Below are 26421 nucleotides of genomic sequence, written 5' to 3' on the forward strand. Positions count from 1 at the left end.
TTGAAGTTTTGCGCCGGGTGATTATGAGAGGGTTGCGGTTGCTCTGGCTCTGCTTGGGGGTGCTGGGGTTGGCAGTTGCCGGCCCTACTGCGGCTCAGGTGGAACCACAGAAGAAGGGGGTCGCCCAGCCCATAAGTACGACTGACCTCAGCGCCGTTGCCGACCGAACGTTACGGCTGCGTTCTGACCGGCAAACCTTCGATCAACGGGCGGAAGTCTTCCAAGCAGAAGGCAATGTGGAGATGCGGCTGGGCCGCTCTGTGTTGCGGGCGGATCGCCTGCGCATTGAACTGCGACAGCGGCGGGCTGTGGCCGAGGGCAATGTTTCTATTCAACTGGATCGGCAGCGCATTCAGGGATCCCGCCTAGAATACGACTTTGAGCAGGAGCGGGGGTTTTTGGAAGAGGCCTTCGGGCAGGTGGATATTGGCCAGTTGCAGGCCAGTGGATCCCCGGCAGCCGCCCTCTCTCCGCAGCGGCTGGTGCGCTTTCGTGCCGTTCGCATCCGCTTCGATGCCACCACCTGGGAAGGAGAACAGGTGCGGCTGACCAACGACCCGCTGGATCCGCCGGAGTTGGAGATTCGTAGCCCACGGGTGACCTCCACCCTGCAAGCCGATGGCTCCAGCCTTTTGATTGCCGAGGCCGGCCAACTGGCCTTCGACCAGGTCTTGTTTCTGCCTCTGCCCATTCGGTTGCGCTTCGACTCATTAAACCGTCAGCCTCCGGTCAGCATCTTCTACGATGATTTCGACAGGGAAGAATTGCGGCGCGGCTTGATCCTCCAGTCCAACATCGAGCTGCTGCGGGATCCCAACGTGAGCTTGGTGCTCTCCCCGCAACTGTATCCACAACGTCTTTGGGGCAGTGAGCAGGGCCTTTTGGATGGGATCGGGCTGCGGGCCGATTTGCGTTGGCGGCAACCGGAAGCCAACGCTCAAACCTCGCTGTTTGCCGAGCTGCGGGGGATCGTCTTCCAGGAGTTTGCTCAGCGCTTGCGAGCCCAGGTCGAACACCGCATCACCACCGGCGATGGCGGAGAAGTCGCCTACACCTACGCCTATCGGGAACGCTTCTTCAGCGGTCGCCTGAGGTTTCAAATTGTGGAAAACCGCCTCGGTGCCAGCTACCGCTCACCCACCCTGCGCCTAGGGAATACCGGCTTGGATCTCAGCTACCGCATAGCCGTCGACTACATTGATGCCTTGGGGCAGCCGGATGAAATCGACACGGATCCGGAGTTGGCCTTAGCCAACACCACCGACCGCATTCAGCTCTCCCGCTTGCAACTGGGGGCAACCTTGAATCGCTCCTTTCCCCTCTGGAGCCCTCCCAAGACAGCAGCGGATCCCCCACCCCGCTTTTCCGCTCTGCCCATCGAGCAAGGGATCTGGCTCAGCACCGGTGTGAGCAGCAGCCAGTCTTTTTACTCCAATGGCCGAGCCCAGAGCTATACTGCCGGCAGTATTGGCATTGATGCGGTGATTGGGGCTTTTGTGGCCGATACCTTCGACTACACCAACCTGAGGGTGACCTACTCCAACGGTTTTTTGGCCGGAGCCTCGCCATTTTTGTTTGACCGCATCACCACGCGGGAACAGCTCGTCCTGGGCTTTTTGCAACAACTGTACGGCCCGCTGCGGGTGGGGGCAGAGACGACGGTAGATTTGCAGTCAGGCCAGCAGGTGGATGTCGTCTATCGCCTGGGCTACGACCGCCGCACCCATGGCTTTAGCCTGCAGTACAATCCGGTGCGCCAGTCGGGGGCTCTGGAGCTGCGGGTGGAGGGCCTGAACTGGGATCCCGGCCAATCCTCGCCGCAGCCGACGACGGGATCGAGGATCCAAGAGCCTTGATCCCCAAACTCCAAGGGAACGGAAAAATGTAATCCTGACTACTACTCTGTGGAGATTTTCTATGAGAAATTGTCCCATATTGGGGAAAAATCCTAATTCAAATCTTCCTCGAATTGCAGAACCCTCTTGGAAATCGAAACAGTAAGGTAAAATACAGAAGTTATTTTTTCCAGGATTGATTTCTGCCAGTTGGGATCGCCGTATCGCAGACTACCGCAGTGATCCCCAGACGGTGTTAGGGTAGATGATAGGCTGAGCAAAGTGGGCTGGTGATCTGAATTATGCAAACACTCGATGCAATCCCCGATAAAAAACGAGCAGAGCGAATAACCTGTAGCTACATCAATGCGACCAGCTCCATTCAGGTGGTTCGCATCACGAATATCGAAAACTGGTACTTTGAGCGGGTGGTCTTTCCAGGCCAGCGGCTGCTGTTTGAGGCGGTGCCCGGAGCCAAACTGGAGATTCACACGGGTATGATGGCCAGCTCTATTCTGGCGGATACCATCCCCTGTGAAAAGCTGCGCGTTCGAGAAACGGAGCCGGCGACCGTAGGCGCCTAAATCCCCAGAGGCCAGGGGTGCGGACTAGGTTTCGCGGCCTTGCTGCTTTCTCTCTTCTCTTTCCGAACTGGGGGAAGGCTGAGGTGAGGGGCTGGCGGAGCGGCGGGGCTTGGGAGGTAGGGGGATCTCCAGGAAACGGGCGCTCAATCTCACCAGGCTGGTCTCTTGGGGCGGCCAAGGGATCCCCAACCAACGGGCTGTGAGCTCCAGCAAGCTGGGGGGTGGTGTCGGGGTAGGAGTTGGTGTTGGTGATGGGGTGGGATAGAGATCCAGGCGCGGTGGCCGTGGGGTGCTAACCCGAAAAGCATCGGGGGGCGGTTGGGTCAGAGGTACATTCGGATCCCCGCATCCCAGCAAGCCCAGCCCGCCGGCAAGCAACAGGCCGTACAATTTTCGAGTGCCTCTACTGCCCATGAGTACGCTGCTGGACACCTCCAACAGGGTATCATCGGGATCCCAAGGCTCTGAGCTGGGCTTGCAAATCTTCCTCCAGCACAGATAGCTGGCGAGCCAAGGTCACGTAGCGGTTGGCGGTCAGGTTTTTGGCGGTAAACTGCTCCAGCAGTTGCTGATCCCGGGCAACCATTTGGTTGAGATACTGAGCCACAGAGGCTTGTGGATCCTCGACTAAAGCTCGGCACACCTGTAGGGCCATCACCAGTTGGGCCCGCACCTGCAAAAACAGCGACTGGATGTACTTTTGCTCAGCCTCACTGAGTTGCCGAAAATCCCGCCAATGCTGCCCCCCCTGCAGGGATTGTTGGAGCTCGTTGACCCAGTGGTTGTAGTCTTTTACTTTGCGGGCCAGATCGGTGGCAAACTTCATCATCTCAGGGGTGCTGTTGAGCAGGTGGGCCTCCTGCCAACGCTGGCGGATGCGATGCAGGCTTTTTCCCAAGCGCAAGTTGGCTCTCAGGATCCCCAGCACGAGCAGCAGCAGGATCCCGGTAGCTGCGGCATAGGACACCCAAGAGCCGGGATCCCGCATCCCCAAGAAGATGACCAAGGCTATTGCCACCCAACCAAAGGCCAGCATGCCCCAGAAGCGTAGCCGCTGTTGCTGCAAACGCAGGTACTCTGCCCGCAGATCAAAGGCCTCGCAGCAAGCGTCCAGATCGGCGGCCATGAGCTGGCGAAACTCGTCCACAGAGATCGGTTCCACACTAATCATCGAGGGCACCCTTAACGCAAGTGGATCGAGGCCGAACGGCATCAAGACCTGCCCTGCCAATCACGGGCAGCTTCCGTGCTTTCTTGTAGGGGCTCCAGCGTTTCGCTGGCCGGAACCACCATCAACCCATACCCTCCGCTGCGGCAAAAATCGACGATCTCCTGCGTGTCAAAGCGTTCTGCCACGGGCTTGGGCAGTCCCTGTTGAGCCAACCGCTGCGCATATTTTCTTGCCGCAAACGAGCTCTCGAAAGCAATGACGATATCTTGACCCCCAACCTGGCGCGTGCAGATTCCCTCCTGCCCATTGGCTTGGTAAAGCAGCACAATCACCTGGGGGGGCAAGTCCTCTGGGCTGACCCAAGACAAACCCTTCTCAGCCTGGGATCCCCCGCTAAGCAATACATCCCGCGCCTCATTCAGCCGCGCCAGTTGCGCCTCTAGCAAGGGTCTTTGTCGCTCGTCCTCCAGTTCTGCGAGGGCAGTACTGAGGGTTTGGTATTCCTGAAACAGTCGCCCCCGGATCTGCCGCTCGGTTGCGTCCGGCGGAAGGTTGAGAATCTGAAGGGCTTCGGCGGTGTTCATCATGGGCTCTGATTTTATTCAAAATCATTGCCTAGACTAGCTGTTCTGAGAGTCCCTGGAGAGAAGTTCTGCGATGATCGTGGCTGCCCGTTTTCTCGGCCAGACGAGAGGGTGGGCTCACCAAATGCGGCGATGATTACTTCCATCTTTTGGCTGCTCGGCAGGGGAATCGGCTTTGGGTTGGTCGGATAAAGAGGGAAGGGGAAAGCCCAACTCAAAAGCCTCTCGTGCCAGCAAAGCCAGCAGAGATGGATTCGACTGGGCGCGTTTCACCCGCTCTTTGAGACGATTCCACAGGTGTGCTCGGTGGATGCGTTCCAAGTCCTCTCTCTGTTCACGTATCATGCTGTTCTCGCCTCTCCTGTATCAATCCTAACTAAGCAACAGGGGAGCCGGTGTCAGGGAACTTTGATGGATTTTAGCTAGGCCGCCGAGAAGCCTGCACTCTTTCGCTTTAGCGGCGCGGAGCGCTTTGCATCAGCATGAGTGTGGGAGTATGTCACAGGTCTTCTGCACAGGGAACCGCGGCTTTGAGGGGGCCAGCTTGTCCTAGCCTATCCAAAAAACGCTGCAAGAGCTGAAAACCGGGTGGGTTGAGGCTGTAGTAAATCCAGCGGCCCTGCTGGCGAGCATTGACCAATTTCGCATCGCGCAGGGTTTTGAGGTGAAACGAGAGCTTGGATTGGCTCACCTTCAGCTCCTCGCAGAGATCACAAACGCACAACTCACGCCCCTGCAGCAGTTGCAGCACACGCAGGCGAATCGGGTCGGAGAGAGCGTGGAACCCCGCCCGCACCTGCTCATCCATCCAATCCCCTTCTACCTCGACCAGCAACGAAACCATCATTCAACCAGGGTAGCAGGAGTTTTGCGCTCCAGTTGTCGATCAGTTGGACGGCAGGGAAAAGGCGCAACAGTCAACCGGCTCAGCGACGGTAGGTCAACCGCGCTTGAAGATAACACTGCCAACATTCCGTTGCCAACTTTGTGTTCTCTTTAACGTTTCTTGTTGCTGCCTTCACAAGCTCTCTACAGTTTCGCTGGAATCAATCACCGGCATCCGTTATGCAAGAGACACGGCTGCAGCGGCTATAGTTAGTGTTGCTGGAAAAAGCTGCTTTGAATCATCTGTTGAAAAGCCTGGGCTGCGCGCGAAGTGTGGCGTTGGCGGTGCTTAAGCAGCAGGAAGGGACGCTGCAGAGCATCCGATCCATCAGCTAGGGGCACTGCCTTCAAATCTCCCAAGCGGACTTCGTTGCGGATCATCAATTCCGAGATGGCGCCGGCTGCGGATCCCTGGCTGACTAGGGCTTTGATCATTTCGCCACTTTGCAGCCGCAAGATCACCGATAACTGCTCGATCGAAATCCCCCAACGGGCCAAGGCTGCTTCAAAATGCTGCTGGGTGCCGGATCCGGCTTCTCTCATGATCCAGTCGGTTTCTACCAGCTCCGGGATCCTTATTTCTGATCTGGGGTACCAAGGATGTTCCCTGCCGACGATGATGCAAAGTCGATCCCAGTCAAGGATGTGCTGCTCCAGGTGAGGCAGATCCTCCGGTCGGATGGCACCCTCCACCAAGCCTAAGTCGAAATCACCCCGCAATAAGCCTTCAGCAATAGCTTCGGTGTTGGCCAAGGTGCAATGGATTTGAATGCCTGGGTAGCGCTGCTTGTAGAGGCTGAGGCGGTAGGGTAGCCAGTAGTTGCCGATGGTGAGGCTGGAGCCGAGGTGGAGATCTCCCATCTGCAAGTTGTTCAGCTCTTTCAGGCCCTGTTCTGTCTGTTCCACTCGCCGGAGAATCTCTTGGGCCTGTCCTTTCAGCCAACGTCCGGCTTCTGTCAACTCTACCCGACGGCCAATTCGGTGAAACAAGGGGATCCCGTAGCTCCGCTCTAGCGCCTGAATGGCAGCGCTGACAGCCGGCTGGGTGATGTGGAGGGCAGCGGCAGCTCGAGTGAAATGCAGGTGCTCGGCCACCGCCAAAAAAATACGCAATTGCTCTAAGGTCATCTTCTCATCAGGGATCCGAAAGGCCACGACTGAAGCATAACTAGAGTCTATTTTTTTTAGAGCTAAAAACATTTGATTTTATGATTTGTCTCTTTTACTGTCAGAGCAGAGCTTTGTCGTGGAGATCCAGATGAGTTGGTGGGTGACGCTTTTGGTAGGGTGTGGCATTGGCTTTTGCGCGGGGCTGTTTGGGTTGGGTGGTAGTTCGTTGGGCACGCCATTGCTGCGCTTGTTGGGCATGCCTGCTGCCTTGGCTTTGGCCAGTCCCCTGCCCCTCACCTTGTTCAGCGCTTTGGGAGGGGTGGTCACCTTTCAAAAACGGGGGATGATCCACTGGCGAGTGGTGGGCCACACAGTGTTTTGGGGGATCCCGGCGGTGGCTCTTGGAGCATGGACGACGAAGTTCCTGCCGGGCATGGCGCTAATGCTGCTGACGGCAATGTTTATTTTGGGGATCGGGCTCTACGGCCTAAACGGTTTACGAGGTTTTCTTCCCGGCGAGGGGGAAAAGGAATTGCACCTGGAGCGGATCCCGGTGGGTTCTGTCCTGTTGGGCTTCTTCAATGGGTTGTTGGCCAATGGCGGTGGACTGGTGTTGGTACCCTTTTATCAACTGGTGGTGGGGCTGGATCTGCGGGGCGCTCTGGCCAGTTCTCTGGCTTCGGTGGCGCTGTTGGCTGTTCCGGCCATTCTGGTGCACAGCAGCCTGGGGCATATCGCCTGGGATATCACCTTCTGGCTGGCGCTGGGAGTGTTCCCCTGTACGGTGCTGGGTGGCAGGTTGGCGTTGCGACTTTCCACGCCCCTGTTGACCCGTTTGTACGGGGGGTTTCTGGTAGCAATGGCTCTCTACTTCGGTATCCGGGAGATCTCGCAGTCGTCGGTATAAACCACGCGGATCGCGGTCGATCCCCTCATCCAGCAGCCGTGGTGACGGCAGAAGTAGAACCCTCGCGAGAGCATCTGCAAACGGCCTATCAATCTTTTGCTGAAATGGAACGTTCTTGAACGAGATGGAAACGCTAATCCCGACACAGGGATCCAATACGAGCTTGGCAGGTGGCGATTTCTTCAGGGGTGAGGTTGTCCCAATTGACGTCGCGGCGCAGCACCAAGCCATTGTGCCCGGTGATGAAGCGGGGCAGCTCTGCTTGGTCGATCACGCTCAGATCCCGCATGTGATAAGTGGTGTAATAGGTAACATCTGGGGTCTCGAAATCCACGTCAATAAGAGTGAGGGTCTTGCGTGGGGGCAGAGGGCTGCCCAGGAGAGGACGAGGGCCGGAGCCGAGAATGCCGCAATGAAGCAGTTGCAGTTGCCCTTTGTGGCCGGGGTAGTAGCCGTGATGGTGGCCGCTGATGTAGGTGTGGACGCGGTACTTCTCCAGCAGGGCTCGCTTGGCATCGGCATCCAGCAATACTTCTCCCGGATCGTCGCGCCCAACGGTAATGGCATAGAGGGGTAGGTGGCCGATGACGATGCGCAACTTGGCCTTCTGAGCCCGTTCGCTGGCCAGAGCCGCTTCCGCCCAAGCCATTTGTTCCGGTGGGATGTAGTTGCAGGTGGCATCCCAGGCTAGGTAAAACACATCGTCTTTTTCAAAGGTGTAGTAGAAGGGAAAGTCCCCCCGATCCACAAAGTTCAAACCTGGGTCGTGGGCCGGATCGTTCCAAAACTCGCGGGCCAGATCCCGTTCTTTTTGAAAGAGAAAGCCGCCCCGCGTGGTGCGGGCACAGGAAGCATCGTGATTGCCCAAGGTAAAGCCGTAGGGAAGTTTGGCCGCACGGATTGGGCCAGCCACATGCCGGTCGAAGGCTGCCCACATGGCGCGAATGCGCTCCTCCGACAGGCGGGGATCCTGACCGGCCACCATATCTCCTCCTCCCAAAACAATATCCGGCTGAAGATAGGGGATGAGGCCGATGCCCCGATCCACCTCTGGGTCGTATTCCACCGAGCCGTAGATGCCGTTCATGTCACTGATGACCAAGAGGCGCAGATCTCGGCGGGGGGGGATGTAGAGGCCATGGGGGGCATCTGGATGGGGGACGACGGTGGGGGTGGGCTGGGGGGTAGGAGAGGGGAGAGCGGCTCTAGGGGATCCCATCCCTGGGGCTAGATGAGAGGGCTGCTGCCGACTGGCCCAATAGGCTCCTGCCAATCCACTGCTGCTGGCCAACCCCAACAAACCCAGAATTACCTTGCGCCGCTGCATGATCTTTGCCCCCAACACTCCAGCGGTATTGTAGAAAATCAAAAGGCTGATGTTGGGCTCTTCCATTTGCGCACGGCCTGGACTCGGCTCGAAGATGGCTATGCGCGGCAGCTCTTGTAGAGTTCGGGGTGTTTTTTGAACAACTGTTGACGCACAAATGCTACCTTGGTAGAGACGAGCAACTACCTATCTCAGACTCGGTATGACTTGAGGTTTTCCATGCCTCGCCCCTTGGATTCTTTGGAAGCTGCTTTGGAACGGTGCCGGGAGTGCAATCTGCGTTTGAGCCGACAGCGCCGTTATATCCTGGAGCTGCTGTGGCAGTGTGGCGAGCACCTCTCCGCCCGCGAGATTTACGATCGCCTAAATCAGCAGGGCAAACCGATTGGCCACACGTCCGTTTATCAAAACCTGGAAGCTTTGGCCAGCCACAACATTGTCGAGTGCTTGGATCGTGCCGATGGGCGCCGCTACGGCAACCGCACCCATCCCCACAGCCACGTGAACTGTCTGGATAGCAACCGCATCTTGGATGTGGACGTGGAGCTGCCGCCTGAACTGCTGGCCCAAGTGGAGCAACAAACGGGCACCCGCATCCAAAGTTACCGCATTGAGTTTTTTGGGGTGGAAAAGCCTGCGGAGCCCCAGCGGTAACCTTGGCAAAGGGATCCCTGCTGCCCTGAGCAAAAGTTGGGCAAAGGTCAGTAAGCTCGATTTTGGCCTTTGCCGATTTGCGACTGGATTTGCTCGAGAGAACTGGCAGGGGCCAGGCATTTGTTGCCCCAGCACACCAGCCCTAGAGCTCCTTCCGGCAGAGGTTCGGCTTCGGTGGGGAGAGCAAAGACGGTGGTGGGCCAAGATCGTTGCTGAAAGGCGGGAATGGAATCGGCCTCCAGGGTGACTTTCACCCAATTGCTGTACCAATCCAGTCCGGCAAAAAGGCTGGGGCAGGTGCGCGGCTGGGTGCTCATGATGTGGGCAAAGGTTTTCAAGGCCTGCTCTGCCCGCTCCAGGTAGTCCAGATCTCCAGTGAGGGCGGCAAGGCGCACCAGGTTGGCAATGGCCACCCCATTGGCTGCAGGGGTAGCGTTGTCCTGGAACTCCTTCTCTCGCACCAACAGCTCAGGGGCACTCTGGGCATCGCTGACAAAGTATCCCCCCCTGGCCGGATCCCACAGTTGCGCATCCATCTCCTGCTGGAGCTGGAGGGCAGCCTGCAACCAGTCTTGAGGGGTGGGATCCCCCACCAGGGGCAGGCAGGCTTGCTGCAAGTCCAACAGGGCCTTGATCAGCAGGGCGTAATCTTCCGATTTGGCGGGCACCTGAGCTGTGCCATCGTAGTTCAGGCGCAACAGGGATCCGGTCTCAGGGTGGCGCTGCTGGCTGAGGATGAATTGGGCAGCCCGCAGAGCGAATTGCAGATAGTCTGCGTTGCCGAACACTTGATAGGCCCGCGCCAGGCCGGAGATCATCAAGGCGTTCCAAGAGACGATCATCTTGGTGTCGGTGACAGGTGGGATTCGCCCCGGCCAGGATTGCAGACGGGCCGATTGGGCATCCACTGCCGGAGGGAAGGGAACTCGTCGATCCGCAGAGCCATAGCGTGCCTGAAACAGATGGGTGGTCAAGGCGGCTTCAACTTCTGGCGGCAACGCTCCTCCCTGTTGGCGCTGCAAGACGATGCAGCCGGGCCGATCGGGGAAGTTGCCCCCCGGCGATAGGTCAAACGCCTGCTGCAAGGCGCGGAAGGTTTCTTCCCCCAAGAGATCCTGCAGCTCCTGCCAGCGCCAGACGTAGAACTCTCCCTCTTCCGGCTCTCGATCCTCTGCCCGGGCAAAGCTGTCGGCATCTTGAGCGGCGTAGAAATACCCGGCAGGGGCGGTCATCTCTCGCGCCACCCACTCCACCGTCAGCCGCACCGCCCGCTCGATGGCCGGATCTTGGATACCGTGCGCCCACAGATCGGAGAGAAACTCTAGGATCTGCCCGTTATCGTAGAGCATCTTTTCAAAGTGGGGCACCGTCCAGGTGGGATCCACGGTGTAGCGGTGAAATCCTCCGGCCACATGGTCGAAGATCCCTCCCAGCACCAAGGCCATGCCTCGCTCTTTGGCCCGTTCCAGAGCGCTCTGCGAGCCGGGGATCCCTTCTGGTGGGTCGAAGCGGGCCGAACGCAATACCAACTGAGCGTAGGGCATCATGGGAAATTGCTGCACCGCCCCGGCATTGGAGAGCAAAGGCTGGATCTTGGGGATCCCAGAGCGCAGCAGGTCGGCGGGAATGTGGTCTTCCGGCACTAAGTCGCTGAGGGTGGTCAGAGCCGTCAAAATCTGGCCTTTCATCTCCTCTATTTTTTCCTTTTCCTGCCGGTAAAACTGCAGGATGCGCTGCAGCAAGGCCAGAAACCCCGGGCGGCCAAAGCGGGGCTCTACGGGAAAATAGGTGCCGGCGTAAAAGGGCACCAGGTCATCGGGCGTGAGGAAAACATTGAGGGGCCACCCCCCCTGCCCGCTCATGAGCTGCAACGCCTGCATGTAGATGCTGTCGAGATCGGGCCGCTCCTCGCGATCCACCTTGATGGGCAAAAAATGGGCATTGAGGAAAGCGGCGATCTCCGGGTTGGAAAAAGCCTCGCCCTCCATGACCGTACACCAGTGGCAACTGGAATAGCCGATGGACAGAAAAATCGGCCTATCCTCGGCCCGGGCTTTCTCCAGAGCTTCTGGGATCCAAGGCCACCAGTCCACCGGGTTCTCGGCGTGCTTGCGCAAGTAAAGGCTGGAACTTGTGGCGAGGCGATTGGCCATGAGTACACCCTCTCACCCTTTTTGCTTTTCAGGCTAGCGCGTCCTCCTCCCAAGGCAGAGCCAACCCACTGTTGTTCAAGATACACTCACCCAGGATCCCTGTCGGTCAAGCCTGCTCCTGCTCGGCAGCCGGGACTAAAAACTCCAGAGGGCGCCCGTGTAAAACCAAGGCGGTGCTGGGATTTTCCACAAAGCCGATTCGCTCGTAAAAGCCACGCTGATGGGTTGTGAACAGGTAGATGCGCTCCACCGACTGCAGGTGGGGATGGCTGATCAGGGTTTCCACCAACTTGCGGCCAATGCCCTGACGTCGGTAATCGTGATCAACCACGATATCCCAGAGGACGGCTCGGTAAACCCCATCGGAAGTGGCGCGGCCAAAGCCAATCAGGCGCTCCCCATCCCAGGCGCTGACCACCGGATGGCTGTGGGCAACGGCCCGCTCCATCTCCTGCCGCTGGCGATTCTGCGCCCAAAAGGCATTGCGGTTCAACAGCAGGAGAAGTTGATCCAGATCCAGCTCGCCCCGCTCCAGAGAGAAGCGAATGTTGCGGTTGTCCACCGGCTGATGAGAGGGCGCGATAACAGGCTCAGGAGAGGGATCTGACATGAAGCGGCCTTTGCAGTGGCGAGGGTTGACAATGGGGAAGGTCGGCGAAACACTTGGGCCTGACGAACGGAGACTAGCTGGCCGAGGCATTGTCGGCGGCTGGCCCCGCCTGCTCTAGGGCATAGGCTTTGAAGCGCTCCAGATCTGCCTGGATGGTGCTCTCCACCACTTTGCCCACAAACAGGCCATCCAAGATTTTGCCGAGGATCCCCGGGAGCTTGTAGGCCACCGACAGCTTCACAATGGTACTGCCTTTGCGGTCGTAAAAGCGCAGCGCGCCCCGATTGGGCAGCCCCTCCACCGAACTCCAGCCGATGTGTTGGTGTTTCACCACCGTGTGGGTGCGGGAGATCCAACTGAAGGTGAGGCCGCGGGTATCCAGTGTCCACCGGGATAGCTCCTGATCCAGCAATTCCACCGAGCGGATCCACTTCATCCAGCGGGGCATGAGGGTGAGGTTGGCCCACAAATCCCATACCTGCTCGATGGGAACAGGTACCTCCACCTGACAGGTATGCTCTAGCCAATCTGACTCTGACATAGGGCCTCCCACGCAACACCCAGCAGAAACACAAACCATCCAGGGGCTTGGCCACAACGCCTCGGGACGGGATCCCTGCCTTTACAAAATTTTATATCGACCTAAGATAGCATTATCGGCCTCGTGAAAGTTTGGGGCTCTGCGCTTTTTGGCAGCCCGGTTTCTTTTTCGAGCAAGTTGCGGCTGCCCCCCATGAGGGCAATGCAGAAGGCAGGTATCATGATTGCCATCTGCAAGCTCCACTTGCAAAGGTTCGGTGCATCCACTCGGTTGACTTGACGGGACGACCTCACCATGGTTTCTCAATGGAAACAGCATCTTAAGAACTACTTCGTGGCGGGGTTGCTGGTGGTGATCCCTCTGGCAACTACCATTTGGCTGACGGTGGAGGTGGCCACCTGGAGCATTGGCTTTCTGACCAGCATTCCGAAGCAGTTCAATCCCATCCAGGGTTTGCACCCGATCTTGATCAACCTCATCGATCTGGCGGTGGGCCTGTTGACGCCGATTGTGCTCATCCTGTTGATTGGCTTCATGGCCCGCAACATTGTCGGCCAGTGGCTGCTCAATCTCAGCGAACAGTTGCTCCATGCGATTCCGGTGGCGGGGCTGGTGTACAAGACCTTGAAGCAATTGGTCAGTGTTCTGTTTGCCCCCAACAATCAGCGCTTTCGGCGGGTGGTGCTGGTGGAATATCCCCGACCAGGAGCTTGGGCGCTGGCCTTTGTGACGGGCACCATTCAAACTCCCATTCGGCCCGATGGGCCGCAGCGCTCCCTTGGCCTGTTTGTGCCCACCACCCCCAATCCAACGACGGGCTGGTACGCCATTGTGCCGGAAGACCAGGTGGTGGAAGTGTTCATGCCGGTGGAAGATGCTTTTAAGATGCTCATTTCCGGCGGCATTGTCACCCCTGAGAGTTTTGAAGCGGGGCTGCAGCGGCGAGAAGGAGCTTTGGCCGTGACCATGCCCAGTTTGCGGGAGCTGGTGGAGCAGGAGCGGGTGGCAGGATCCCCCAGGGCTGACTCGGTGGGCTCTGAGGTAGGTTTTGAGACTGAAGGGATCCCTTAATCCTGCTTTCCTGTCCCTGCAGAAGGGCCGGGCTGCCAGAGCTGGTATTCTTTGGCCTGTTCCAAGCGCACATAAAAAGGCCGCATTTGCCGATCCAATGCCTCCACTTGCTCGGAGGGAAAGGCCTTCCAGTCAGCACGGCTGGCCCAGCGGAGGATGAGGTGGACAAGTTCGGGATCCTCTTGATCCAGCCAAACTTCTTTGCCCAGAAAACCCGGATGCCGGCGCAGGGCGGATCCCCAAACCCGCTCGTCTTGCTCAAGAAAGGCTGCTTGCCCACCGGGAGGAACCCGGAAGCAGAGATGTTCGATGGCGATAGGGCCGGGCGGGCTGGGGCAGGTCGACATAGGAGCAGAGGCGGCAAAGTTAAAGATGGGCCCTCTCAAGACTCCAGGGGGGAAGCAGTCAATCGTTGCAGGGTGGGAATGAAGTCGGGGTAGGAGATGCGGGCACAGTCGGCTCCCCTGAGGAGGGTGGATCCCTGCGCTCCTAGAGCTGCCACCATCAGGCTCATGGCAATGCGGTGATCCTCGTGGCTGTCGACCTCGGCCCCGTGAAGAGGGATCCCTCCCTTGATTTCCAGGCCATCAGGATATTCAGTGACCTGGGCTCCCATGCGGCTCAACTCTTGGGCCATGGCTGACAGGCGGTCGCTTTCTTTCACCCGCAGCTCTGCGGCATCGCGAATCACGGTGATCCCCTCGGCAAAGGCCGCCGCCACCGCCAAAACCGGGATCTCGTCGATCAGGGTGGGGATGAGATCGCCGGCGATGGTGCAGCCGCGCAAGCGGGCCGAACGCACCCGCAGATCTCCCAGGGGCTCGCCGGCCATTTCCCGGCAGTTTTCAATTTGAATATCGGCCCCCATCTCCTGCAACACCTGCAGCGCACCGGTACGGGTGGGGTTGAGGCCCACATCCCTTAGCAGCAATTCGCTCTCGGGCACAATGGAGGCGGCCACCAGCCAAAAGGCTGCCGAGCTGATATCCCCCGGCACCTGAACTCTCTGGCCCACCAGGCGGGATCCCCCCACCACGGCCACGGTTTTCGCCTCTGGATCCACGTGAATGTCGGCTCCGAAGGCCCGCAACATCCGTTCCGAGTGATCCCGAGAGAGAGCCGGCTCGGTGACTTGGGTGGTGCCTTCTGCCAGCAGGCCCGCCAGCAAGAGGCAGGATTTCACCTGCGCCGAAGCCACCGGGGAGCGGTAGTGAATGCCCTTGAGGGATCCCCCTTGTACGGCCAAAGGTGCCAACGTCCCACCGGCCCGTCCCCAAATGCTGGCCCCCATCTGCCGCAGCGGTTCTACCACCCGCCCCATGGGCCGCGAGCGCAGGGAGCGATCGCCGGTGACGGCAAAAAAGCGCCCGGCCTGGCCCGCCAGGATCCCCAGCATCAGGCGCAAGGTGGTGCCGGAGTTACCGGCATCCAACACGTCTGCCGGTTCTTGCAGCCGGCCCAGGCCAACTCCCCGAATGCGAACACACTCGCTGTTAAGCTCCGAAATATCTGCCCCCAGCGCCCGAAAGCAGGCTGCCGTACTGCGGGGATCCTCTCCCAGCAACAGCCCTTGGATGGTGGTTTCTCCTTCGGCCAGGGATCCCAGCATCAGGGCGCGGTGGGAAATGGACTTGTCACCGGGGATGCTCACTTGGCCGCGCAGGCCCTTGGCCGGCGAGAGGGTCAAGATATCAGTAGCAGAAGAGTGAGTCAACACAGCAACCCTGACGGCAGACTGGGCAAAAGCGGGAGCAGTCTCATCATACTCAGAGCGGGACTCGCGCCCCAGAGATTTTGCCGGGGATCCCAAGACAGCCTGTCTTTTGACGGCAACCCCTCTTTTCCCAGAGGATCACCTTAACAACATGGATTCCTCGGTCGGGGCCTGGCCTCGGCCTTTTTTTTGCAGATACTGAACTTTGTAGCAGCAGAAATAGAACCCCCGCAGACCGTGCTTGGCAAGGTGTATCAACACGACTCTGTTTTGACCGAGGAGGTGATGGCCTACCTGCAACCCCAGGGGGGCGGCACTTTTCTGGATGTGACGTTGGGAGGGGGTGGGCACAGCTTGGCGCTGCTGCGGGGGGGAGCTGCTCGAGTGGTGGGGTTGGATCGGGATCCGGCGGCTCTGCAGGCGGCGCAAGCGCGTTTTGCAGCAGAAGGGATCCCCAGTAGTCGCATCCAACTGTGGCACCTCAATTTTGCCGATTTCGATCTGCAGCAGCATGGCTTTCGGGATGAGCAGGGGCAGGGGATCCCCTTCGATGGCATCGTGGCCGACTTGGGGGTGAGTTCGCCGCAACTGGACTGCCCTGAGCGGGGATTTAGCTTTCGCGGAGAGGGGCCGCTGGATATGCGCATGGATCCCAGTGCCGCTCAGGAAACCGCTGCCGATTGGGTTAATCATCGCCCGGTCGAAGAGTTGATCGAGATTTTCACCCGTTACGGCGAAGAGCGATTTGCCCGCCGCATTGCCCATCACATCGAGCAGGCTCGTCCCCTCGCCACAACTACCCAGTTGGCCCAGGTGGTTTGGCAGGCGGTACCTCCGGCAGCTCGGCGAGGCCGCATCCACCCGGCCACCCGCGTCTTTCAGGCGTTGCGCATTGCCGTGAACCGAGAACTGGAGGCTTTAGAAACCTTGCTGGCCCAAGCCCCCACTTGGCTGAAACCCGGCGGCAGGTTGGCCGTGATCAGCTTCCATAGCCTTGAAGATCGCTTGGTGAAATGGGCCTTCCGCAGGGATCCCCGTTGGCAGGTGCTCACCCCCAGGCCCTTGTCCCCTTCCGAACTGGAACGGCAACGTAATCCACGGGCCCGCTCTGCCAAACTGCGAGTGGCTGCCCGCAGCAGTCAGATGTAGGTTTAGGTTGGTTCTCCCGCTCTCAAGAGATCGGCTACCGTGAAGCGGACAGCTGTCCTGCTGAGGCCGGGAATCGGGAGAAGGGGGTTGCTGTTGGGGGATGCGGGGAACTAGGGTGAAGCGGAACCGGCAGTCCTGCACCGTCGGATCCCTTGGTGTGTGTGAGGTTAAGCCCTATGGTTAGCCAGCCTTTGAACGCAGGTCTTGATCGTCCCAAGAGCCCTCGTCGCCACAGACAGCCTTCTGCTCTGAGCCGACCCCTCTCCGGTACAGTTCAGGCCAGCCGCACCCAGCCTTTGAATTTGAAGTTGAAATCAGCCCATCCTCGCAGCCAGCATCTTGCTTGGGCAGAACACCTAGCCTGGTGGAAGCAAATCTCCACAGGGATGGCTATCCTCTCCGGCGTTTCAGTGTTGAGCCTTTACAGTTGGACTGTGCATACCCAAAGCCGGTGGAGCCAGCGTTACCAGGTGTGGCAGCAGATGCAGCGCAACGAACGACAGTTTCTGCTGACTCAGGAATCCATCGCCAATTCTCTGCGGGAAATTGCCGACCGCTCCGAAATGGTGCCGCTGGTACCGGATCGGATGATTGAGGTGCCAATTGCCTCTCCCAGCCAAGTTAAACCGGATCCAGCCCACCAGGCAACGGCTTTGCCAGAAAGAGCGCTCCGCGCCGCTCACGCGACCGAAAAAGCCCCTCTTTTCTATCCGGTTGGGTACTAATTCATACGGATCCTGCCCATGACGGCTAGGCCAGCGTCCCCATCTTGCTTTCCCAAAAGCTGTGGGTCTTGTGAAGTCTCAGCGTATCTCTGTTCTCTAAAAGGCTAAGGGATCCCTGGGCCTCGCGATCTGGAGTAGCAGCGGGCTATCCTTCAACTGCTTACAAAGCAGTGAAGAAATCTGGCCTAAATGGGATGTGGCCCATCCGAAGCCCTGGGATTGCCGTTGGGATCCCGTTCACCCCTGGGGATGACATCCCCCCTGGCAGGATAGGAACTCCAGAGCAGGGGATGTATGATGCCTAGCACGGCTTTTTCGGAGCAATCGCAGAGAAAGCTGTACCGACAGGTTGTCCTGGGGATCAGCCAGGGCATGTAAAGGGGAAAGTCCGGTGCAAATCCGGCGCTGTGCCGCAACTGTGATGGGCTTGGGCTAGACCCATGCCCTCAGTCAGGATGCCCGCCTGCGGTTCTGGCTCGTCTTTCTTCCGCGTCGCACGGAATCAGGAGCTTCAAGAAAGAAAATGAATCCCATTCTAGGTCTCAGCCTGGCGCTGGGGGGTCTTGTTTTGGGGATCCCAGCGTGGGCGCAGCCGGCAGCTTCCCCGCCCTCAGCTCAAGAGGTTTTGGAAACCGGCGTTAGCGCCGAGATTTTAAATCAACCCGTCACCACGCCTTTTCGTCGCCCCGGCTTGCTGCGGGATTCTTCCCGCCCGGTTTACGTCGTTACCCGCCAGCAAATTCGAGAGCAAGGGGCAAGAACCGTTCAGGAGGCCCTGCGCTACCTGCCCGGGATCCTCAGCGACGGCACGGCAGGAACCCAGTTGGGAGCCCTTAGCTCCCAGTTTATGCGGGGAGGACGAACGGCCCAGGTTTTGGTGCTCTTGGATGGCCGCCCCATTAACGACCTGGGCTTTTTTGGCGGGTTCGATCTGTCTCAGATCACTACAGATGTGGTCGAGCGTATTGAGATCTCTCCAGGTGGGGGCTCCACCTTATACGGCTCCGATGCCGTTGGCGGGGTCATCAACATCGTGACGCTGGATCCAAAGCCGAGATCCGAGACTGTGCTGGAAGCGGCTATCGGCAGCTACGGTCTCAATGAGCAAGGGATCCAGAACCGCGGCCAGGTGCAGGATCTGGGCTGGGTGGTCAGCTATCGCCGTCTGCAGAGCAACAACGACTTTCCTTTTGAAATTAGGCGTTTGGGCAAAGCAGGCAGGCGGGAGAACTCGGCAGTGGAGTACCACAACCTACAAGCCAAACTCACCTGGCAACTGGCAGAAGGCCAGGTCCTAACAGGAAATGCCCTTTATCTCAATAAAGCGTTTCAGGTGCCTGGCAGCACCGAGTTTCCCTCCCCCGATGCAGTGCAAAACACCAACGACCTGCTGTTAGATCTCAGTTGGCTGTGGGATCAAGAGAGGGGATCCCTGCAAGCTAGGGTATTTTTTGACGACCTCAACTATCGCTTCAGCGCCCCACAAAGCCAGGGATCCCGGGATGAGATCCTGCGAACGGGGTGGGGATCCCAACTGCAATACACCTGGAAGGCTGCTGAAAACCTGGAGCTTACTCTAGGAGCGGATTACCGATCCGTTTCAGCTCGCAACACCACCTTCTCCTTTGCCAGGGGATCCACCAATGTCAACTACGACAATACCGTGAACCAAGGGGCCCTCTTTGCCCGCCTGGATTACAAGCCACAGCCCAACTTTTATCTCAACTTAGGTGTTCGCCAAGATTCGAGCAATCTGGTCAACGGTTCGGCCACCTCTCCTGCCGCAGGGATCCGCTGGGTTTTGGCAGAAGGCACCACCCTGAGGGCCAATTATGCCGGCAGCTTTCGCACTCCCTTGATCTCAAACCTGTTCTTTCGGCTGCGCGGCTTTTTTGAAGTCGACGGCAACCCCAATTTGCGCCCGGAGCGGGGAGAGAGTTTTGACATTGGCCTGGATCAGGCTTTGGGAGATTTTGGCCTACTGCGCTTGACCTTTGCCCATAACCGCATCCGCGATGGCATCACCTTTGTCAGCGCCGGCCCGCGCAGGGGAACCTACGAAAACATTGAGCTCGTGGAATACACAGGCATAGAAGCAGCCCTGGATTTGCGGCTGGGGGAAAACTGGACTCTTTTTGCCAACTACACCCTGAACGATCCCATCATCCGCTCGGCGCTGGATCCCAAAGCGGTTGGCAAACAGCTAGCCTTCGTGGGAGCAGACAGCTTCAACCTGGGCCTGAGCTACCGCGATGCAGAGGATCGGTATGCCTCAGTTTTCCTGCATCACATTGGCACTTTCTTTACCAACAACGCCAATACCCAATCTCTGCCCGGCTACACCAACCTGGCTCTGCGGGGAGGGATCCCGGTTGCAGAAAATCTCGCTCTCGAGGTGGGAGTCGATAACCTGCTGGATGAGCAATATGAGGTTTTCCCCGGCTACCCAGGAGTGGGTCGCACCGTTCGGCTTAATTTAAGGGGCCAATTTTAGAGCGACTTGAGGCTGACTTTTAGCTGTCTAACTCACTGCTGAATCCTTGGCCAAGACATTGAGATCGTCTTTGCCTCTTCTCACACCCTTTGCTTGGACAGAAACCTATGACTATATCAAGGAGCACCATGTCTCGATCAACTTCCCAGTTGCCCATCCAAGCTGGCAGCGCTGCCCAGCAACCCAGCAGCCATTGTCTTTGGGTTTGTGTCACTTGCGGATCTCGGTGGGTTAACGGCCAAAAAGAAGGGATTAGCAAGGGAGAAATGCTGCTGTCTGCCCTGCAATCCCAAACCCTCCACCCCCAACTAACTCTAAAACCAGTTGCCTGTATGAGCGCCTGCAGCCATGCTTGTGTCGTTGCGTTGGCAGCACCTCAAAAGATGACCTATGTTTTTGGAGATCTCGATCCAAAAGATGTGGATCTCATTCTGCAGACAGCAGAGCTCTACCTCACCAAGCCAGATGGGATCCTACCCTGGGCCGAGCGCCCTCTCAAAAAAGGGGTGATTGCTCGTATTCCACCACTGCACTGAGGAGCTTTCTCATGGCCACTTTTACCCCCTGGATAACCCCCCTCCATCAAGCTTGGCAGGAAGTTTCTTTGACGGGTTGGACAACCCTTTATGAAGGGATCCCTGCCCACATCGACTGCTTGGGGCCGTTGCTCTACGAGCTGTTTCAAGAGCACTGGGCCGAGATCCAGGTGGGCCATGTGGCGGAAGGCGGGGTGCTGGAGCTGGCTTTCAAGAAACCTCCAGCTTTGTGCGTGCTCTACGATGGCTATCTAACCGTTGCCACCGAAACTTGGCACCTGCATTTGTGTCTGGAGGAGCACCAAGGCGGCCCCCACCGCAAGACCCCACCCGAGCTGCGCCGCAAAAGATTGGTTAGCCGTGCTGCCCTCTACCGGCGTCTCAATCCCCAAGGCCAGCCCCGCATGTGGGGAATCCAATTCTGGAATGGAGCAGAAGAGCCTTTGCTGCAGATTTTTCTGCCCAGCCCCTTTTTGGGGCTAGAGGAAGACTACCTGCCGGAAGGCAAAGCAGATTACCAAAAGCTTTCTCTTTACGAGCGCATCCGCGCCATCTATGTGCAGGGGAAAGAGCGGATCCCCTATGAGGATAACCCTCTTAAACGTCCCTACCTTGCCGTCTGTCGTTCCAGCCGTTGTTATCCTTCCCGCAACTACCAACCGGTTGTGGAAGCTCTGGAATCGGCTCTTCGAGAAGCCAACCTGGACGTACAGGTTATCACCTCAGGCTGCTTGGAAGTTTGCCAACAGGGGCCCGTGGTTTTTTACTCCGGAGATTGCACCTGGTACAAGCGGGTTACTCCCCAAGTAGCTCGACAAATTGTTTTTGAGCATTTGCTTAATGGCTGTCCTCTGAAAGACCACCTTTTTCCAGGAGATTAAAGCATGATTGGCCTGCAATCGAGTGCTCAACCTATCCCCAGATCTTGCCGCTTGATCTCAGCCCCACTTTGGATACAAGCTGCTCAAGATTTGGCCCGAGGCTGGTTCTGGCCCAGCTTGTTTACCACCGTCGGCTGTCTCAGCAATATTGCTTATACATGTACCCTTCCTTTTGTAACTGTTGGTATTGTTGCAGGCACAACTTTAACCCGCCAAAGGGCAATCATTAGTGCTTTGATGATTTGGCTGGCCAACCAAATCTTTGGCTACACCTGGCACAACTATCCCCGCACTCCCGATTCGTTTGCCTGGGGGTTGGTGCTGGGGATCGGCACGGTGGGGGTTGCTCTTGCTGCCAGCTATCGCCCTTTGTTTTTCCAGTCCAAGACCCTTCGACCAAGGCAACTGCTGATGAACTATCTCTGGATCCCGGCCATGCTCATCTTGGGGTTTCTGGCTTTTGAAGGGCTGATTTTGGCCGCCGGCCTGGTTTTGGGGGGAACGGAGGGCCTGACCCTGCCCATTCTGGGCAAAATCTGGCTGCACAACTGGCTGTGGACAGGACTTTGGATCGGGATCCACACCCTGCTGGTGTGGGACAGAGGACGTCGCCGGGTGTGGCTTGGAGAGGAGAAACTTCGGTAAGCTGCTCCCGTACAAGCTCTTCCCATCCCGTCAGCGGTGCGGAGCACTTTTGCAGTGATCTAGAGCATCCCCAAGAGGGATCCAGGCCAAAATAGGGGCGACCTATGTGGGAGGGGATCCCTTTGCAACTCAGTCGCGTTAACAGTGAGGAGCATTCCTGCCATCCTCTGCTCTTGGCTTCCCAACGCCTCTTGCTGTTCAGCGGCAAGGGAGGAGTGGGCAAAACAACCTTGACCTGCGCGCTGGCTCGCCAACTGGCCCAGGTGGATCCCCAGCGCCGTCTGCTCCTGATGTCCACGGATCCCGCCCACTCGCTGGGGGACGTGCTGCAAATCTCGGTTACGGATGTGGCCCAACCCCTGCCGGATCGCCCCAATTTGCAGGTGCGGGCTTTGCAAGCGGAGATTTTGTTGCAATCTTTTCGGCAAACCTATGGGCCGGCCCTGGAGCTAATTGCCGAGCGGGGCAGTTGGTTTGGCCGAGAGGATCTGCTGCCGATCTGGGATTTAGCCTGGCCGGGGGTGGATGAGCTGATGGCCATTCTGGAGGTCAACCGGCTGCTGGCTGGGGAGGAGGTGGATACCGTTATCTTGGACACGGCCCCCACCGGGCACACCCTGCGGCTGTTGGAGCTGCCCGACTTTTTAGATAATCTTCTGGCTGTGTTTGCCACCTTTCAGGCCAAGCATCGGGAGATCGCCCAAGCCCTGACGGGCACCTATCGACCGGATGAGGCGGATGCATTTTTAGCCCAGTTGCAGAGGGAACTGGAGGGGGGCAAAGCCCGCTTGACCAATCCGGAGAGCACCTCTGCTTGGCTGGTGATGATCCCGGAGCAGTTGAGCGTGGCGGAAACCCGCCGCTTTTGTCAGCAACTGCAAAGCCGCCGCGTGCCCATCGGCGGTCTTCTGGTCAATCAGGTGCTGTTTCTAGGAGAAAATACCAGTCAATCCTCACTGCCCACCGCTCTCCCCTCTTCCCTCTACTTGGCGCGGCAGCAAGAACAGGGGCGCGTGCTCAAAGCCCTGCAGGAGGAGCTGCCCGGATATCCTATCTGGATCTGTCCCTATCAACTGCAGGAGCCGGTTGGGTTGGCGGCCCTGGATGAGCTGGTTCAGCAGCTTCGCCCCTTGCCAGAGGTGCTGCTGGAGTTGGAAGGGATCCCAGAGCAAAAAGCAGAGAGCCAAGAGAAGAGAAAGTCTCTCTTCTCCACCCTCTTCCCTTCCTTCAAGGGGATCCCGGCTCTACCGGATTTTTTGACCCAAGGGATCCGACTGGTGTTGGTGGGGGGCAAAGGGGGTGTGGGCAAGACGACGGTGGCCGGGGCCCTGGCTTGGACCTTGGCCAAGCGCCATCCCGACAAGCAGCTCTTGCTGGTCTCCATCGATCCGGCCCACTCGTTGGGGGATCTGTTTCAGACGAAACTGGGTCAGGATCCCATCCCCCTGCTGCCCAACCTGCTGGGGCAGGAGGTCGATGCGGCGGCGGTGCTGGAGCAATTCCGGCAGGATTACCTGGAGGAGGTGGCGGACATCTTGGCGGGGGAGGGGACGGCAGGGGTGGAAGTCCAATACGACCCACAGGCGTGGCGGCAACTGCTGCAGATGCCCCCACCCGGCCTGGATGAGGTGATGGCCCTGTTGAGTGTTCTCCGACAGGAGACGAGCGGGCAGTTCGACCTGGTGGTGCTGGACACGGCTCCCACAGGCCATCTCTTGCGGTTTCTGCAGATGCCCCAGGCTCTGGAGGGCTGGGTAAGCTTGGCCCTGAAGCTGTGGCTGAAATATCGGGATGTGGTGGGCAGGCCGGAATGGGCGCAGCGGATGCGGGAGCTTTTGGCCCAGGTGCGGCAGCTTCGGCAGCAGCTCCAGGATCCCCAGTTTGTTACCTTTATCCCCGTCTTTAACCCCGAGCAAGCAGTTCTGGCGGAAACCGAGCGTCTCTTGGCGGAATTGGATGCTTTGGGGATCCCTCATCCCTACGCCGTTCTCAATCGGGTGTGGTTGGAGGATTCTACCCCCTTTGGAGAGGCCCTCCGCCGTCGTCACCAGACTCTTCTGGCCCAGCTCCCCCAGCCATTTTCCCAGCAGGCCATCTTGACCATCCCCTTCCTACATCCTCCCAGCTTGGAGAATATCGGCTCCTACTTATTGGCTCCTCAGGAGCCCTAACCTAGGGGTAGACCTTGCTCACCCAAGGAGTTATGGATCCCCATCTGGAAGAACGCGCCCGCGAGCTGCGCACCCTGCTGCAGAAGGCCAGCATTGCCTACTATGTCCACGATGCGCCCATCCTGGAAGACAGCGTTTACGACCGCCTTTACCGCGAGCTGCAAGAGCTGGAGCGGGCTTACCCTGAACTGGTCACCCCCGATAGCCCTACTCAGCGGGTGGGAGAAAAACCTGCAGAGCATTTTCCCACCGTCTTCCACCGCATCCCCCTCTACAGTTTGGAAAACGCTTTCAACCCAGAAGAACTGGAGGAGTGGCAAGAGCGCCTGCTGCGAGTTTTGGGCCGTGCCCCTGTTCCCGACAGCAGGACAGAGGGAGAGCTGGAATATGTATGTGAGCTGAAGATTGATGGCGCCGCCTTGGCCCTAACCTACATCGAGGGTCTTTTGGAGCGGGGTGCTACTCGGGGGGACGGACAGGCCGGAGAGGACATCACCCCCAACGTGCGCGCCATTCGTTCGATTCCCCTGCGGCTGGCGACAGCAGATCCGCCTCCCGTTTTGGAGGTGCGGGGGGAAGTCTATCTGGCCCTAGCCGAGTTTGAACGGATCAACCAAGAGCGTCGTTCCGCTGGGGATCCCCCCTTTGCCAACCCGCGCAACTGTGCTGCCGGTACCCTGCGGCAGTTGGATAGCCGCGTTGTGGCCGCCCGCAAGCTCAGCTTCTTCGCCTACGCCCTCCACTGGCCGGAGGGATGGCCTGCCGGGGATCCCCCGCAAACCCAGTGGCAGTGTCTGCAGCAGCTCAAGGAATTGGGATTTCCAGTCAACCCCCTTTCCCAGGTCTGTCGGGGCTTGGGAGAAGTGATCCAATTTTATGAGCGATGGCGGGGTGCCCAGCTCCCCTACGCCAGCGACGGGGTGGTGGTGAAATTGAACTCCTTGCGGCTGCAGGAGGAGGCCGGCTTTACGCAAAAATTTCCCCGCTGGGCCATTGCCCTCAAATACCCTGCCCAGGAAGTCCCCACCCGCATCCGCGCCATCGTGGCCAGCGTGGGCCGTACCGGCGCCGTCACTCCAGTGGCAGAGCTGGAGCCGGTTCCTTTGGCCGGCACCCTTGTCAGCCGCGCCAGCCTGCACAATGCCGATCGCCTGCGGGAGCTGGATGTGCACATCGGCGATACTGCCATCGTGCGCAAAGCCGGGGAGATCATCCCGGAGGTGGTCGGGATCCTGAAGGAATTGCGCCCTGCCGACGCTGTTCCCTACAGCCTGCCCAGCCAGTGCCCCGAATGCCACGCCCCTTTGGTTCGTCCCCCCGGCGAAGCCGTGACCCGCTGCCCCAACCCCGAGTGCCCGGCTAAGTTGCGGGGCCAATTGCAGCACTGGGCCAGCCGCGATGCTTTGGATATCGAAGGCTTAGGGGAAAAGCGGGCAGCCCAATTGGTGGAGAACTTGGGAGTGCGCACCGTAGCCGATCTCTACCGCCTCACCCCAGAGCAGTTGCAGGGCTTGGAGGGGATGGGATCCCGCTCCAGCCAAAAGCTGGTGCAAGCCATTCAGCGCTCTCGTCAACAGCCCTGGGAACGGGTGCTCTACGGGCTGGGGATCCCCCATGTGGGGGTGGTCACTGCCCAGATTTTGGCCGGCCATTTTCCCACCCCTGAGCTTTTGGCCCAAGCCAGCGCAGAAACCATCGCCCAGATCTATGGGATAGGCGCGGAAGTGGCGGAAGCGGTGGTGGCCTGGTTTGCCGAGCCGGCCCATCGTCGCCTGTTGCAGGAGTTGCAGGCGCTAGGGATCCCCGCTCTTCCTCAGCAGGAGAGCCCTGCCGTTTCCCAGATCCTGGCCGGGAAAAAATTCGTAATCACCGGCACCTTGCCCACCCTCTCCCGCCAGCAGGCCAAGGCTTGGATTGAGAGTCGGGGGGGCAAAGTCACCGCCAGCGTCAGCCGCCAAACCGACTACGTGGTGGTGGGCTCTGACCCCGGCTCCAAGCTGGAGCAAGCCCAACAACTGGGGATCCCCCTGCTGACCGAAGCGGAGCTGTTGGCGCTGGATCCCACCGTGGAATCCGGTGATCTGCATCCTTGACAGGGTGGATCCCCGAAAAACTTGGGTAGGGTGGGTTGTCTTAGCGGCAGGGATAATTTATGATTCACCTCTAGTGAGGAGTGGACGCCAATAGGGGGAAGCGAACGAAACACGGACAGTTCCTTCCCCTTTTTGGTTACAAAAAGGCGCGGCCACACCTCCAAAAAGTATCCAACTTAACTGAAGGATTCCTTTGCCAGTGCCAGATAAGTTCAACTATGATGGGATCAGCGGAGACGCATGTTTCCGTTCACTCCTCACACCATCTTCCGCTCGGCGTCAAGTCGGGCGGTTTTTCTATAAATCCGTCCAAAGGATGTATGACCATTCCCGATAGCAGCGAAACGGCTCACCCCTTCCATTTCCAGTTTTCCTCCTTGTGAGACACTTGGGGAGAACCGAGGCTGTGGCGTTTGCACGGGTAGCGCAGAGCGCTGGAGAAGCTTATGGTCACTTTGAAGCAAGAATGAAACACCTCCGTTGCATTGCTTCCCAGCTCCCTTTTGAAGAGTGGGTGGTCGCGGAAGCGGCACGGAGCGCTTGGAAAGTGTCTCAATCCAGTTTGAAATGACTATATCTCC

The 26421-nt window shown here is 58.6% G+C and carries 25 protein-coding genes and 1 riboswitch; of the genes, 13 read left to right on the plus strand and 12 right to left on the minus strand.

Annotation, left to right across the window (positions count from 1 at the left end; genetic code table 11):
• Nucleotides 1–23 precede the first annotated feature (23 nt).
• Nucleotides 24–1856 (plus strand): DUF3769 domain-containing protein, encoded by a 1833-nt coding sequence (locus ACVWY8_RS02195; protein WP_457392029.1) that lies wholly within the window; start codon nt 24–26, stop codon nt 1854–1856.
• 278 nt (nt 1857–2134) lie between these two features.
• A complete protein-coding gene (locus ACVWY8_RS02200; protein WP_457392674.1) occupies nt 2135–2419 on the plus strand; it encodes a DUF1830 domain-containing protein in 285 nt (94 codons plus the stop codon).
• A gap of 24 nt (nt 2420–2443) precedes the next feature.
• Here the strand turns inward: ACVWY8_RS02200 and ACVWY8_RS02205 are convergent, their stop codons facing one another.
• The 6 genes from ACVWY8_RS02205 to ACVWY8_RS02230 all read right to left on the minus strand — a co-directional run bounded on the left by ACVWY8_RS02205 (nt 2444) and on the right by ACVWY8_RS02230 (nt 6187).
• Nucleotides 2444–2833 (minus strand): hypothetical protein, encoded by a 390-nt coding sequence (locus tag ACVWY8_RS02205; RefSeq protein WP_414399573.1) that lies wholly within the window; start codon nt 2831–2833, stop codon nt 2444–2446.
• Between the two features lie 31 nt (nt 2834–2864).
• Nucleotides 2865–3590 (minus strand): hypothetical protein, encoded by a 726-nt coding sequence (locus ACVWY8_RS02210; protein ID WP_457392026.1) that lies wholly within the window; start codon nt 3588–3590, stop codon nt 2865–2867.
• 41 nt (nt 3591–3631) lie between these two features.
• Nucleotides 3632–4177 (minus strand): DUF3110 domain-containing protein, encoded by a 546-nt coding sequence (locus ACVWY8_RS02215; RefSeq protein WP_414374936.1) that lies wholly within the window; start codon nt 4175–4177, stop codon nt 3632–3634.
• A gap of 114 nt (nt 4178–4291) precedes the next feature.
• Nucleotides 4292–4519 (minus strand): hypothetical protein, encoded by a 228-nt coding sequence (locus tag ACVWY8_RS02220; protein ID WP_414357060.1) that lies wholly within the window; start codon nt 4517–4519, stop codon nt 4292–4294.
• 154 nt (nt 4520–4673) lie between these two features.
• The gene (locus tag ACVWY8_RS02225) at nt 4674–5018 is read right to left on the minus strand and encodes an ArsR/SmtB family transcription factor (protein WP_414357075.1); all 345 of its coding nucleotides are present in this window, start codon (nt 5016–5018) and stop codon (nt 4674–4676) included.
• A gap of 251 nt (nt 5019–5269) precedes the next feature.
• Nucleotides 5270–6187, minus strand: a complete 918-nt coding sequence (locus ACVWY8_RS02230) for a LysR substrate-binding domain-containing protein (RefSeq protein ID WP_414357059.1) — start codon at nt 6185–6187, stop codon at nt 5270–5272.
• A gap of 130 nt (nt 6188–6317) precedes the next feature.
• Between ACVWY8_RS02230 and ACVWY8_RS02235 the strand changes: the two genes are divergently transcribed.
• Nucleotides 6318–7076, plus strand: a complete 759-nt coding sequence (locus ACVWY8_RS02235) for a sulfite exporter TauE/SafE family protein (RefSeq protein WP_414357058.1) — start codon at nt 6318–6320, stop codon at nt 7074–7076.
• A 133-nt stretch (nt 7077–7209) separates the two neighbouring features.
• On the opposite strand, the gene ACVWY8_RS02240 is transcribed toward ACVWY8_RS02235, so the two are convergent.
• Nucleotides 7210–8403, minus strand: a complete 1194-nt coding sequence (locus tag ACVWY8_RS02240) for a metallophosphoesterase family protein (protein ID WP_457392671.1) — start codon at nt 8401–8403, stop codon at nt 7210–7212.
• A gap of 219 nt (nt 8404–8622) precedes the next feature.
• On the opposite strand from ACVWY8_RS02240, the gene ACVWY8_RS02245 reads away from it, so the two are divergent.
• A complete protein-coding gene (locus ACVWY8_RS02245) occupies nt 8623–9057 on the plus strand; it encodes a Fur family transcriptional regulator (protein WP_011432942.1) in 435 nt (144 codons plus the stop codon).
• 47 nt (nt 9058–9104) lie between these two features.
• Here ACVWY8_RS02245 and ACVWY8_RS02250 read toward each other — a convergent pair whose 3' ends face one another.
• From ACVWY8_RS02250 to ACVWY8_RS02260, 3 genes are all read right to left on the minus strand, one after another.
• Complete coding sequence (locus tag ACVWY8_RS02250) at nt 9105–11210, minus strand: thioredoxin domain-containing protein (protein ID WP_457392023.1); 2106 nt, start codon at nt 11208–11210, stop codon at nt 9105–9107.
• Nucleotides 11211–11316: 106 nt separating this feature from the next.
• Entirely contained in the window at nt 11317–11820 is a 504-nt protein-coding gene (locus tag ACVWY8_RS02255; RefSeq protein ID WP_457392021.1) for a GNAT family N-acetyltransferase, read from the minus strand.
• A gap of 73 nt (nt 11821–11893) precedes the next feature.
• The gene (locus ACVWY8_RS02260) at nt 11894–12361 is read right to left on the minus strand and encodes an SRPBCC family protein (RefSeq protein WP_414329520.1); all 468 of its coding nucleotides are present in this window, start codon (nt 12359–12361) and stop codon (nt 11894–11896) included.
• 294 nt (nt 12362–12655) lie between these two features.
• On the opposite strand from ACVWY8_RS02260, the gene ACVWY8_RS02265 reads away from it, so the two are divergent.
• Nucleotides 12656–13432 carry a DUF502 domain-containing protein gene (locus ACVWY8_RS02265; RefSeq protein ID WP_238376947.1) on the plus strand — a complete coding sequence of 259 codons (777 nt, stop codon included), beginning with the start codon at nt 12656–12658 and terminating at the stop codon, nt 13430–13432.
• Here ACVWY8_RS02265 and ACVWY8_RS02270 read toward each other — a convergent pair.
• The gene (locus ACVWY8_RS02270) at nt 13429–13818 is read right to left on the minus strand and encodes a TIGR03792 family protein (protein WP_238376948.1); all 390 of its coding nucleotides are present in this window, start codon (nt 13816–13818) and stop codon (nt 13429–13431) included. The genes ACVWY8_RS02265 and ACVWY8_RS02270 overlap by 4 nt on opposite strands.
• Nucleotides 13815–15149, minus strand: a complete 1335-nt coding sequence (aroA, locus tag ACVWY8_RS02275; RefSeq protein WP_457392018.1) for a 3-phosphoshikimate 1-carboxyvinyltransferase — start codon at nt 15147–15149, stop codon at nt 13815–13817. Before aroA ends, ACVWY8_RS02270 begins: the two co-directional genes overlap by 4 nt.
• Before the next feature lie 234 nt (nt 15150–15383).
• Between aroA and rsmH the strand changes: the two genes are divergently transcribed.
• The 8 genes from rsmH (at nt 15384) to ligA (ending at nt 25840) form a co-directional block, all read left to right on the plus strand.
• Entirely contained in the window at nt 15384–16295 is a 912-nt protein-coding gene (rsmH, locus tag ACVWY8_RS02280) for a 16S rRNA (cytosine(1402)-N(4))-methyltransferase RsmH (RefSeq protein WP_457392016.1), read from the plus strand.
• A gap of 176 nt (nt 16296–16471) precedes the next feature.
• Nucleotides 16472–17020: a hypothetical protein gene (locus ACVWY8_RS02285; RefSeq protein ID WP_457392013.1), complete on the plus strand. Its 549-nt coding sequence runs from the start codon at nt 16472–16474 to the stop codon at nt 17018–17020.
• A 328-nt stretch (nt 17021–17348) separates the two neighbouring features.
• Nucleotides 17349–17501: riboswitch (cobalamin riboswitch) on the plus strand.
• 42 nt (nt 17502–17543) lie between these two features.
• Complete coding sequence (locus ACVWY8_RS02290) at nt 17544–19514, plus strand: TonB-dependent receptor plug domain-containing protein (protein ID WP_457392010.1); 1971 nt, start codon at nt 17544–17546, stop codon at nt 19512–19514.
• 128 nt (nt 19515–19642) lie between these two features.
• Nucleotides 19643–20050: a DUF1636 domain-containing protein gene (locus ACVWY8_RS02295; RefSeq protein ID WP_457392007.1), complete on the plus strand. Its 408-nt coding sequence runs from the start codon at nt 19643–19645 to the stop codon at nt 20048–20050.
• 11 nt (nt 20051–20061) lie between these two features.
• Complete coding sequence (locus ACVWY8_RS02300; RefSeq protein ID WP_457392004.1) at nt 20062–20931, plus strand: (2Fe-2S) ferredoxin domain-containing protein; 870 nt, start codon at nt 20062–20064, stop codon at nt 20929–20931.
• A 237-nt stretch (nt 20932–21168) separates the two neighbouring features.
• Nucleotides 21169–21576 (plus strand): hypothetical protein, encoded by a 408-nt coding sequence (locus ACVWY8_RS02305; protein ID WP_457392001.1) that lies wholly within the window; start codon nt 21169–21171, stop codon nt 21574–21576.
• A gap of 122 nt (nt 21577–21698) precedes the next feature.
• Nucleotides 21699–23747 (plus strand): ArsA family ATPase, encoded by a 2049-nt coding sequence (locus tag ACVWY8_RS02310; protein ID WP_457396772.1) that lies wholly within the window; start codon nt 21699–21701, stop codon nt 23745–23747.
• 32 nt (nt 23748–23779) lie between these two features.
• Entirely contained in the window at nt 23780–25840 is a 2061-nt protein-coding gene (gene ligA / locus ACVWY8_RS02315) for an NAD-dependent DNA ligase LigA (RefSeq protein ID WP_457391996.1), read from the plus strand.
• Nucleotides 25841–26421: the final 581 nt, after the last annotated feature.

This window comes from Thermostichus sp. OS-CIW-32, assembly GCF_054060415.1.